A 10,244-nucleotide genomic window follows, 5' to 3' on the forward strand; every position below is an offset into this window, starting at 1 on the left:
CAAAATCAATTATTCATTCATAGTAGCTGCAAAAACATTATAAGAGAATTTTATTCTTATGCTTGGGACAAGAAAGCTCAAGAAAGAGGAGAGGACAAGCCATTAAAAGTAGCAGACCATGCATTAGATGCATTGCGATATGCACTACACAGTGAGTATCCATTTGGAGTAAAGAGAAAAGGAGTAATAACCAAACCTCAAGGATGGTGATGATATGTTAACAAGTCTAAATCAAATAGATATAGGACAGCCTTGGCCGGCAGAAAGTGAAATAGAAAGATTAAGACGATATGAAGCAAATAAAAACTTGTTTGAAGGATATCATGATTTAGTATTTGGAGATTGGGTTAGAAGATTGTATAGAGATGAATATAATACAGCAGTTTTTATTATAACTAACTGGGCGAAAAGATTATCAACATTATGGGCGGATTTACTTTTAGGAGAAAGGCCAAGGATAACAGCAGGAGAGCAAAAATCAAAAGAGCAGCAGCAATTAGAAAAAATAATAAACGATAATGATTTTTTCAATGTTGCTTACGAAGTTGCTTTAGATATTTCAAGATACGGAACAGGTATATTTAAGGTTAGATATGATAAAAGACCAATTATAGAAGCAGTGCCACCTTCTTTATGGTTCCCAGTAGTTAGCCCTGACAATATCAAAGATGTTCAAGCACATGTTATTGCATGGACGTTTGAAATAAACGAGAAAACAATATTCAGTGGACAAAGAAAAAGAACATTTTTAAGAGTTGAAATACATGAGAAAGGCAAAATAACAAATAAGCTTTTTGAACTTGATAATGGCGTTATAAAATTACAGCTGCCACTTGCAACATTTTATCCTGATCTACCAGAAGAGCAAGAAACAGGAATTGATGATTTTTTGGTTATTCCTGTTCATAACTTAATGACAAGTGATAGAGCTTATGGGTTAGACGATTATCAAGATTTAGACGGAATTATTCAGGAGTTAGAAATTAGGCTTTCTCAAATAAGTAGGATCCTTGACAAACATGCAGATCCTAACATGTATGGCCCTGATACAGCACTTGAACAAGACGAATACGGCAATTGGTATGTAAAAGGTGGTGGTAAGTACTTTCCGATAGGACAAGGCGAAGAACCACCAGGATATGTAACATGGGATGGGCAACTTGAAGCTGCATTTAAACATATTGAGCAACTATTAGAGCAATTCTATGCGTTAAGTGAAACAAGTGCAGCTGCATTTGGACAACTAAAGAGCGGACTTGCTGAGAGTGGGACAGCTTTAAGACGTCTTATGATGGCACCACTTGCCAAGGTTAATAGAATTAGAATGAGGTTTGATTCTGCAATTAAAAAGGTATTAAACATAGCAAGTCAGCTTGATGTTAATTTAGGCAAAGGTGTTAAACTTGAAAATATAAATATCGCTTGGAATGATGGATTACCACAGGATGAAAAAGAGCAGGCTGAGATTTACTCAACATTAGTTCAGAATGGATTAGTATCAAGGGAGACAGCATTAAAACATTTGTTTGAGTTTGACGCAGAGACTCTAAGAGAAGAATTATCAAAAATAGCAGTTGAAGCTAATCAAGAAGCTCCAGCATTGTTTAAAGTTAACTTGCAAGAAGGTGAACAAACAGGCGGTGAAGAATAATGCCTTATGATGTTGAAAAACAAATACAGGCTTTGGTTGAAATATATAGACAAGGTTTTATTGAAGTATTGAAGGTGTTATTACAAAAGGAAGCCAAAAAACAAAATACAGTTTTTTATAAAGACCAACTTAAGCAAATAATGCAAATACTCAATCAAATAGATAAGGATGCTGCAAAGTGGATACAAGAAGTTATACCTCAAGTTTATCAAGATAATTACACACAAGTTTTAGCATACATAAATAAAGTAGGTATGCAGAAAGATATTAGACCAGAATTTGCTCAAATACATCAAAGGGCTATAGATGTAATTGCACAGAATATGTATGATAATTTAAGGCAAGCAACACAGTTTGCAGGTAGAAAAATAAATGATTATTATAGACAAGCAGCACTGGAAGTATCAGCTAAAAAATATTCATCAGGTCAAACTATAAAAGACATGACAAAGGAGCTACAACAAAAATTACTAACTCAAGGATTAACAGGATTTAAGGATAAGTTAGGTAGAGAGTGGCGATTAGATAGATACGCAGAAATGGTTGCAAGAACGACAACAGCGGAAATAGCAAGTGTTGCGACATTAAATACTTGTGAGGAAGCAGGAATTGACTTAGTAAAAATGACAACACATTATCCAACATGTGAAAAATGTGCACCGCTACAAGGGAAAGTATTTAGCATAAGCGGTAAAGATAAACGTTATCCAAAGCTTGAAGATAGATATAGGCCACCAGTTCACCCTAACTGTTATTCGAAAGATACAGAAGTTTATACTATAAATGGTTGGAAATTAATTAAAGATGTTCAAGTTGGGGACGAATGTTTGTCTCTAAATCCTGAAACACTTGAAATGGAATTTGTAAAGGTTATTGATACCGTTAGTTATAAAGCTGAAAAACTGATCCATTTTTACCACAAACATTTTGATATGATGGTAACATTTAATCACTTGTGCTTGTGGCAGAATGATGAGGCAAGAAAAAAATATGGACTAAATAAAGGATGGCGTTTTATTGAGGCACAAGAACTATTAAACAATAATAGCGGTAGATTTTTAAGGGTTGGGTATTGGAGAGGTAAAGACATTGGGAAAATTAAAATTGGTAATTTTGAACTAACAGGTGAACAATATGCAAAGTTAATGGGGTGGTTTTTATCAGAAGGTTCATGCGACCATAAATTAAAACGCATTCAAATAGCACAAAGCAAAAATAAAAATCAACAGAAATGGTTAGAAATTAAAGATTTATTGGACGAAATAGGTTGCAGTTATTCTTATAATAACGAACGTTTTGTAATCTATTGTGGTCTATATGACTATTTCAAGCAGTTTGGTAAAAGCTACGAAAAATATGTGCCTGATGAGATTAAAAATGCGAATTCAAAAATTATTAGAGTATTTTTAGATACTTTTAGGAAAGGAGATGGTAGTGAAAGAAAAACAAATAAATATAAGGATGGTAATTTTGATAACGAAAAAATTTACTTTACCTCATCCAAAAGACTTGCTGATGGGATAGGAGAGTTAATACTAAAAGTTGGTAAAAGACCTTCATTTTATTTTGCAAAGAGAAAAGGAAAACTTATAGGATTTAGTAATGGTGAATACGAAATTAAAACAGATATTTGGATTATAAGAGAATGCAATTCAGAAACATCAGCTTTAAGTAATTTACACAGAGAAATCATTGAATACAATGATTATGTTTATTGTGTAGAACTTGAAAAATATCATACTTTGTATGTGAGGCGAAATGGGAAATGCGTATGGTCGGGTAATTGCAGGCACTCGATTCATCCTTATGTTAGAGAATTTGACGATAATGCAGAAGAAACAGAAAGGTTTAGTAATATATCTTTGAGTAAAGATCCACGCAACGAGAAAGAAAAAGAAGCATACAAAGAAATAAGGGATAAGGTAACTATTCAAAGCAATAGACGTAAAGCAAGGGAAGTATTATATAATGAAAATGCACCATTATTAGAGAAGATAAAAGCTGCCGAGAAACTAAAAAAGAGTTATGAAAAAACGGGAACAAAACCTGTTGGTAAAGACGCAAGTATAATTAATCAACACAAAGAATATATAGAAAAGTTAAATTTAAGTAATATAGTGAATATAGATGAAAAAAGTGGTATAATAACAATACAAGGAAGAAGAATACCAAAAGAAGCTATTCCAAATGCAGTTATAGACCTAAAAATTGAGGATAAAATTATACAAAGAAGAATTTTTGACAATAAAGGATTTCCTAAATTAGATATAGATTTGACAGACCATAATAAGCCATGGGCACATGCTAAACCACATGCTCACGATTGGGTAAATGGAGAACGTAATAAAAAGTGGCGAAAATTAAATGAAGATGAATATAATTCAATAAAAGATTTATTGGTTGGTGATGAAGATGGAATATGATAAGTATGATAGTTTAAAACAATTAATTGATGACATAAAAGAAATAGGAGAAATAATCTTTAGATATGGCAAAAAAGAATATTCGCTTAATTATGATGGAGAAAAAGTATATATAGCTGAAAGTTTTAAACAAGAAACAGAAAGAGTTTTTGATAGTATAGAATTATTTTTAAATGAATTTACATGCGAAGGGAAAAAAATAAAGGATATTTTTAGAGAATTAAAAATTGTATTCCATTAATTGTTTTCAAGCACTTGCAAAATGCAGGTACTTTTTATATTGCCCTTTTTGGTATTGCAGGGCCTAAAGAACAAGACCGCAGCTGGAGCCGACCAGCATAAAAGGCAAGTGGGAATAAAAAAAGGAGGTTTGTGTTATGGACTTAAAAGAACTATTAGGAGAGGAACTATACAAACAAGTAAAAGAAAAAATAGGGGATAAGGAGCTAATATTAAACGATGGCTCATATATCCCAAAGGCAAAGTTTGATGAGATTAATGAGCAAAAGAAGCTTTACAAGCAGCAAGCTGATGATTTAAACAATCAACTTGAAGAAATGAAAAAACAAGCAAAAGGCAATGAAGAATTGCAAAATCAAATTCAGGAGCTCCAAGCAAAACTTCAAGAATCAGAGAATAAGATTAAAGATGTAAGCCTAACTGCAGCAATAAAAATGGCTGCAATAAAGGCAAATGCAAAAGACCCAGATATTGTTTCAATGCTCATTGATAAAACTAAGCTTAATGTAAAAGAAGATGGTTCCATTGAAGGCCTTGATGAGCAATTAAAGTTAGTTGCTGAATCAAAGGCTTTTTTATTTGGTGAGCCGCAAACAAAAATAGGTAGTGGCTCTAATCCTGCAGGAGGAGCAAATTCAGCAATTAAAAACCCATGGTCAAAAGAAACATTTAATTTAACAGAACAAGCAAAAATTTTAAGAGAAAATCCTGCATTAGCGGAACAACTTAAGGCTGCAGCAGGAGTAAAATAAAGATAAGTAAGAGGAGGAATAAGTTATGGCTATTACAAAAATTCAAGATGTTATAATTCCAGAGGTGTTTAATCCTTATGTAATTCAAAGAACAGCTGAACTTTCAGCACTATATCAAAGTGGTATTTTATCACATACACCTGAGTTTGACAGATTAGCTTCAGCAGGAGCAAAAACAATAAATATGCCATTTTGGGATGATTTGACTGGTGATGATGAAGTTTTAAGTGATAATTCAGCATTAACACCAGACAAAATTACTGCAGGTCAAGATGTAGCTGTAATATTGAGAAGAGGAAAAGCTTGGGCAGTAAATGATTTAGCAGCAAATTTATCAGGAGATGACCCAATGAGAGCAATAGCAGATTTAGTTGCAGGTTATTGGGCAAGACAAATGCAAAAAGCATTATTATCATTACTTAGCGGAGTATTTGCTTCAAATTCAATGGCAGGAAATCTACATGATGTGTCAGCAGCAACAGGAGATGCTGCAAAATTTACTGGAGAAACATTTATAGATGCTGTTCAAAAGCTTGGCGATGCAAAAGACAAATTAACTGCAATTATTATGCATTCAGCAGTTGAAGCTTCACTTGCAAAGCAAAATTTAATTCAAACTGTTCAACCTTCAGATGGTTCACCATCAATTAAAACATATATGGGCAAGAGGGTTATTGTTGATGATGGATGTCCATACAATAGTGAAACTGGTGTATTTACAACCTACATCTTTGGAGAAGGTGCAATTGCATACGGTAGTGGTAATCCAGTAGGATTTGTAGCAACAGAAACAGATAGAGATTCACTTGCTGGAGAAGATTACTTAATCAATAGAAAGACATTTATATTACATCCAAGAGGAGTAGCATTTACATCAGCAAATGTTGCAGGGTCATCTCCAACAAATGCAGAATTAGCAACTGCTGCAAATTGGAACAGAGTATATGAGAACAAGAACATTAGAATAGTAGCATTTAAACATAAGATATGATAATAAGGCAGGTTTAACCTGCCTTATAAAATTTTAATAGGAGTGGTATAATGAGTGTAACAGCATTCAATAGAGTAAGAAGATTAAGGAGTGAAGAACAATGGCACTCACAGAAGGAATTGACAGCTTCTGCACACTTGAATGGGCAGAAGAATATTTTAGAGGGAAACTCTACTGCGACGAATGGACAGGATCAGACCAAGGAACAAAAGAAAAGGCTCTCAAAGAAGCAACAAGACGAATAAATAGACTAAGTTTTAAAGGGACAAAAGCTGAACCAGGGCAGATACTTCAATTTCCAAGGATAGTAGTTGGTGTTGGACAAAAAATAGGCTTTTTTGGAGTAATTGAACAGCCTACAATTCCAGACGAAGTTAAAGCCGCAACTTGCGAAGAAGCTTTAGCATTACTTAAATATGGGAATAGTGCAAGGACTAAAGCACAAGAACAGAATGTAGTTAGAGTGACTTTTGGTGATGTATCAGAAGAATATAAAGGGTATGGGAAGCTACTTAGTAAAGAAGCATTAGAACTATTGAAGCCTTATATTGCTGGGGCGGTGGTGATTAGATGAAGGATTATTTTAATCAAAGGGTTAAATGGTATAGGAAAACAGGTAATAATGCTTATGGCCAACCTGTATATGCTCCAGCAGTTGAAATTAAGTGTAGATATGAGGAAAGAATGAAGCTTATAAGAGATAAGCAAGGGAAAGAATCAGTATCGCAAGGAGTATTTTATCTAAAAGAAAAAGTAGGGCTTGATGATAAGCTGGAATATGAAGGTAAACAATATAATGTTATGAATTATTTAGACACCGTTGATTTGGACGGTGTTTTTCTTTTTAGGAAGGTGTGGGTATAATGAGTGATTATAAACTTGAATGGAAAGGTAATTTAGCAAAAGAAATAGTGAGAGAAGCAGCAAAAAAAGCCTTATTAACTTGTGGTGCTGATTTGCAAGGTAAGTCAGCAGAACAATCTCCTATTGATACAGGAGATTTAAAAAGAAATTGCAGTGTAAGTCCAATTCAAGATAATAATGGAGAAATGACTGTAATGGTAGGTTATGATTTGCCTTATGCACGAAGGCAGCATGAGGGATTGCATTTTAAACATCCTAAGGGTGGAAAGGCTAAATTTTTAGAAGACCCATATAAAGAAAATGTAAAAAAATATGAAAAGTATATTGCCAAATCTTTAAAAGAAGTAATAGGTGATTAAGATGCTTTTAGATGAAATAGGAAGTTACCTTGAACAAAAAGGAATAGGGGAAGTTGGAGAAGATGTATTTTTTGCTCAAATTCCAGAAAACCCAGATAATTTAATAGCTATATTTGAAACAGGAGGTTATGAACCTGAGCTATTGTTCGATAAGGCAATTGAATATCCTACTTTCCAAATATGGGTAAGAGGATTAGATTATGAAGTAACACGCAATAGAGTTCAATCTATCTTTGAGCTTTTACATGGGAACACAGAAATATATCCTCTTATTGAAGCTATGCAAAGTCCTACTTGCTTAGGTTTAGATGAAAATAACCGTTGGGAGTTTAGTGTGAATTTTAAAATAACAAAATTATTAGAGGAGTGATAACATGGCTATAAGAACAGGTCGAAAAGGGAATATAAAAGTCAAAAATGGTGCTACATCCGTTGCAATTGCTAAGATGGGAAGTTGGAAATTAAGTATTAAACAAGGATTAATTGATGCTTCACATTTTGGCGATGATGGATGGGAAAGTTCAGTTCCAGGAACAAAATCATGGTCATGTGATATAGATGGTAGTTGGGATGTAATGGATGCATCAACAAATCAAAAATTATTGCAAGAAGCATTGATAAATGGAACAGAAATTGAACTTGAATTATATGTTGATGAAACTGAAACAAATGCAAAGTATACTGGCAAAGCATATATAGAAGAAATAAGTATAGATACTGCTGCTAAAGACTTAATAAAAATAAGTGTAAAAACAAAAGGTAATGGGCCATTAACAATGCCAACAGTAGCTTAGGGCATAATGGCCCTTTTTAATTAAGATGACTAAAGGAGGATAAAAATTATGGCAAGAGAAGCGAAAATAATAGAGTTTGCTGGCAAAAAAATATCTGTTAGAGAAATGAAAATAAAAGAATTAAATCAAATGTTTGAAATGATAGGAACAGATATAGAGAAAATAATTTCAGTAAATGGAGTTATAGATTTAAAAAATTCCTTGATAGATATTTTAAAAGATAAATTACCTTTAATATTTAAAGAAATAAAAGAAAGTGATATAGAAGAAGCATATCCAAGCGAAGTTGAAGAGCTTATAACTGTATTTATAGAGCAAAATTTTTTCGGATTAAAGAAGATATTTGGGTTTATGCTGAAATTACCGCAGACATTCTAATAATTTTTGCAAGGGAATTAGGATATAAAAAACAAGACATAGAAGAGTTAACGGTAAAAGAGTTTTATGAAATTTTGGAGAAGCTACAGATGGAAGTAAAACGCTCAGAATGGATAAAAATGCGAAGGTTTGCGTTTTTAGCTCAAATTATTATAAAAGTCTTAACAGGAGATAGTGTGGAAATAGACGAACTGATAGGTGAATATCCAATTGAAGAAACAGAAGAAACAGACATTGATAACGAAACAGCAAGGGAATGGATAGTATGGGCCAAACAAAATGGACTTGAATATAAAAAAATAGGCAATAAAATTGTTATATCTGCCTTCTAAGTTTAAGGTGGTGATAAAGTGGAAGTAGGTAAACTTTGGGTATCGCTTGGATTAGACAAAAGTAAATTTGATAAAGGTTTGGATGAAACCAAAAAACAAGGTGGGGGTCTCGGCTCGTTTTTAAAAGGTGCATTCCAATTTACAGTAGGTCAAGGAATGTTTGAATTGCTAAGAAATGGAATTAAAACTGCTTGGGATACTTCTATTGGTTTTAATTCCGCTATGCAACAAAATCAAATAGCTTTTGAAACAATGTTGGGGTCAGCTCAAAAAGCAAAAACATTCCTTGCAGGTTTGCAACAAATGGCAGCAAAAACACCTTTTGAATTAAAGGACTTGACTGATGCAAGTAAAAAGTTAATGGCATTTGGATTTGAAGCTCAAAAAATTCCCGGGATGTTAAAGGCAATAGGCGATGCGTCATCTGGACTTGGAATGAGTGGAGCAGAAGGCTTAAACAGAATAGGAATTGCTCTTGGGCAAATGATGGCAAAGGGGAAAGTTTCAGCTCAAGAAATGATGCAATTAACAGAGGCGGGAATACCTGCATGGGACATTCTGGCAAAAGCTATGGGGAAATCTACAGCAGAAGTTATGAAATTAAGTGAAAAGGGATTAATACCTGCGAAACAAGCTGTAGATGCATTAGTTGTAGGTATGGAAGAAAGATTCCCAAATATGATGGAAAAACAGTCAAAATCATTTGCCGGACTTATGTCCACTATAAAGGATAATATAAGTATAACTTTGAGTGAAGCATTAAAGCCGGCATTTGATTGGATCACAAATATTGGTTTACCAAAAGTTTTAGCAATAGTAGAAACTTTCCCGCAAAAAATCAATGAAATTAAAAATTCAATAATACAAACATGGAATCAATTAAACAATAATCCGGTATTTTCAATTATAGTAAAAATAATAAAAGATTCACTGCAAAGGATATGGAACAATATTCAAATAATGTTCGGGGCTTTAAAAAATTTTTGGAATGAACACAAAGTATTAATAATGACTGTAGTAGGAGGTCTATTAACATATTTAGTAATGTTAGTAGATTCTTTTTTTAATGGATTAAAAAATATAGTTCAAGGTGGATTAAAGATTATTGATGGGATAATTGACTTATTTACAAATTTATTTAAAGGAAATTTTAAAGGAGTTTGGGAATCAATAAAACAAATTTTTTCTGGGGCAATACAAACGATTATGGGTATAGTAGAACTATCATTTATTAGTCAACTATTGAAGAAAGTTAATGGTTTGGTAGGAAGTACAAAGAACATAATACAAAATTTTTGGACTGGAATCAAAAATATATTCTCAAATGGTGTAACAGGTGTCATAAGTGCAATAAAGAACTTAACAACAAGCATAATTAATAACTTTAAAAACATTAATTTATTTGAGATAGGTAAAGACATAATAACAGGACTTATTAAAGGGATAACAAGCATGGCTGG

Annotated in this window: 14 protein-coding genes; all 14 read left to right on the forward strand. The window is 33.0% G+C overall.

What is annotated here, in order from left to right; translation table 11 throughout:
- The coding region (locus A3M9_RS13915; RefSeq protein WP_035166609.1) for a terminase large subunit at positions 1 to 210 on the forward strand (210 nt) is incomplete at its 5' end.
- Positions 211 to 214: 4 nt separating this feature from the next.
- On the forward strand, positions 215 to 1,651 hold the full coding sequence (locus tag A3M9_RS0111635) for a phage portal protein (RefSeq protein ID WP_027309350.1): 1,437 nt from the start codon (positions 215 to 217) through the stop codon (positions 1,649 to 1,651).
- Entirely contained in the window at positions 1,651 to 4,074 is a 2,424-nt protein-coding gene (locus A3M9_RS0111640) for a phage minor capsid protein (protein ID WP_027309351.1), read from the forward strand. The genes A3M9_RS0111635 and A3M9_RS0111640 overlap by 1 nt, the downstream gene beginning before the upstream one ends.
- The gene (locus A3M9_RS0111645) at positions 4,064 to 4,315 is read left to right on the forward strand and encodes a hypothetical protein (RefSeq protein WP_027309352.1); all 252 of its coding nucleotides are present in this window, start codon (positions 4,064 to 4,066) and stop codon (positions 4,313 to 4,315) included. The genes A3M9_RS0111640 and A3M9_RS0111645 overlap by 11 nt, the downstream gene beginning before the upstream one ends.
- A gap of 136 nt (positions 4,316 to 4,451) precedes the next feature.
- The gene (locus A3M9_RS0111650; RefSeq protein ID WP_027309353.1) at positions 4,452 to 5,066 is read left to right on the forward strand and encodes a phage scaffolding protein; all 615 of its coding nucleotides are present in this window, start codon (positions 4,452 to 4,454) and stop codon (positions 5,064 to 5,066) included.
- A gap of 25 nt (positions 5,067 to 5,091) precedes the next feature.
- Positions 5,092 to 6,057, forward strand: coding sequence for a major capsid protein (locus tag A3M9_RS0111655; protein WP_027309354.1), 966 nt, complete (start codon positions 5,092 to 5,094; stop codon positions 6,055 to 6,057).
- 100 nt (positions 6,058 to 6,157) lie between these two features.
- The gene (locus A3M9_RS0111660; RefSeq protein ID WP_027309355.1) at positions 6,158 to 6,631 is read left to right on the forward strand and encodes a DnaT-like ssDNA-binding protein; all 474 of its coding nucleotides are present in this window, start codon (positions 6,158 to 6,160) and stop codon (positions 6,629 to 6,631) included.
- On the forward strand, positions 6,628 to 6,921 hold the full coding sequence (locus A3M9_RS0111665; RefSeq protein WP_027309356.1) for a hypothetical protein: 294 nt from the start codon (positions 6,628 to 6,630) through the stop codon (positions 6,919 to 6,921). The genes A3M9_RS0111660 and A3M9_RS0111665 overlap by 4 nt, the downstream gene beginning before the upstream one ends.
- Complete coding sequence (locus A3M9_RS0111670; RefSeq protein WP_027309357.1) at positions 6,921 to 7,280, forward strand: HK97 gp10 family phage protein; 360 nt, start codon at positions 6,921 to 6,923, stop codon at positions 7,278 to 7,280. The genes A3M9_RS0111665 and A3M9_RS0111670 overlap by 1 nt, the downstream gene beginning before the upstream one ends.
- 1 nt (position 7,281) lies before the next feature.
- Positions 7,282 to 7,650, forward strand: coding sequence for a minor capsid protein (locus A3M9_RS0111675; RefSeq protein WP_027309358.1), 369 nt, complete (start codon positions 7,282 to 7,284; stop codon positions 7,648 to 7,650).
- Positions 7,651 to 7,654: 4 nt separating this feature from the next.
- On the forward strand, positions 7,655 to 8,074 hold the full coding sequence (locus tag A3M9_RS0111680) for a phage tail tube protein (RefSeq protein ID WP_027309359.1): 420 nt from the start codon (positions 7,655 to 7,657) through the stop codon (positions 8,072 to 8,074).
- Positions 8,075 to 8,122: 48 nt separating this feature from the next.
- Positions 8,123 to 8,452 (forward strand): hypothetical protein, encoded by a 330-nt coding sequence (locus A3M9_RS0111685; RefSeq protein ID WP_027309360.1) that lies wholly within the window; start codon positions 8,123 to 8,125, stop codon positions 8,450 to 8,452.
- Between the two features lie 89 nt (positions 8,453 to 8,541).
- On the forward strand, positions 8,542 to 8,784 hold the full coding sequence (locus tag A3M9_RS0111690; protein WP_027309361.1) for a hypothetical protein: 243 nt from the start codon (positions 8,542 to 8,544) through the stop codon (positions 8,782 to 8,784).
- 18 nt (positions 8,785 to 8,802) lie between these two features.
- Positions 8,803 to 10,244 (forward strand): tape measure protein (locus A3M9_RS0111695; RefSeq protein WP_027309362.1); only part of this gene is annotated, 1,442 nt, incomplete at its 3' end.

It is taken from the genome of Caloramator sp. ALD01 (assembly GCF_000472625.1).
Lineage (GTDB): Bacteria > Bacillota > Clostridia > Clostridiales > Caloramatoraceae > Thermobrachium > Thermobrachium proteoclasticum.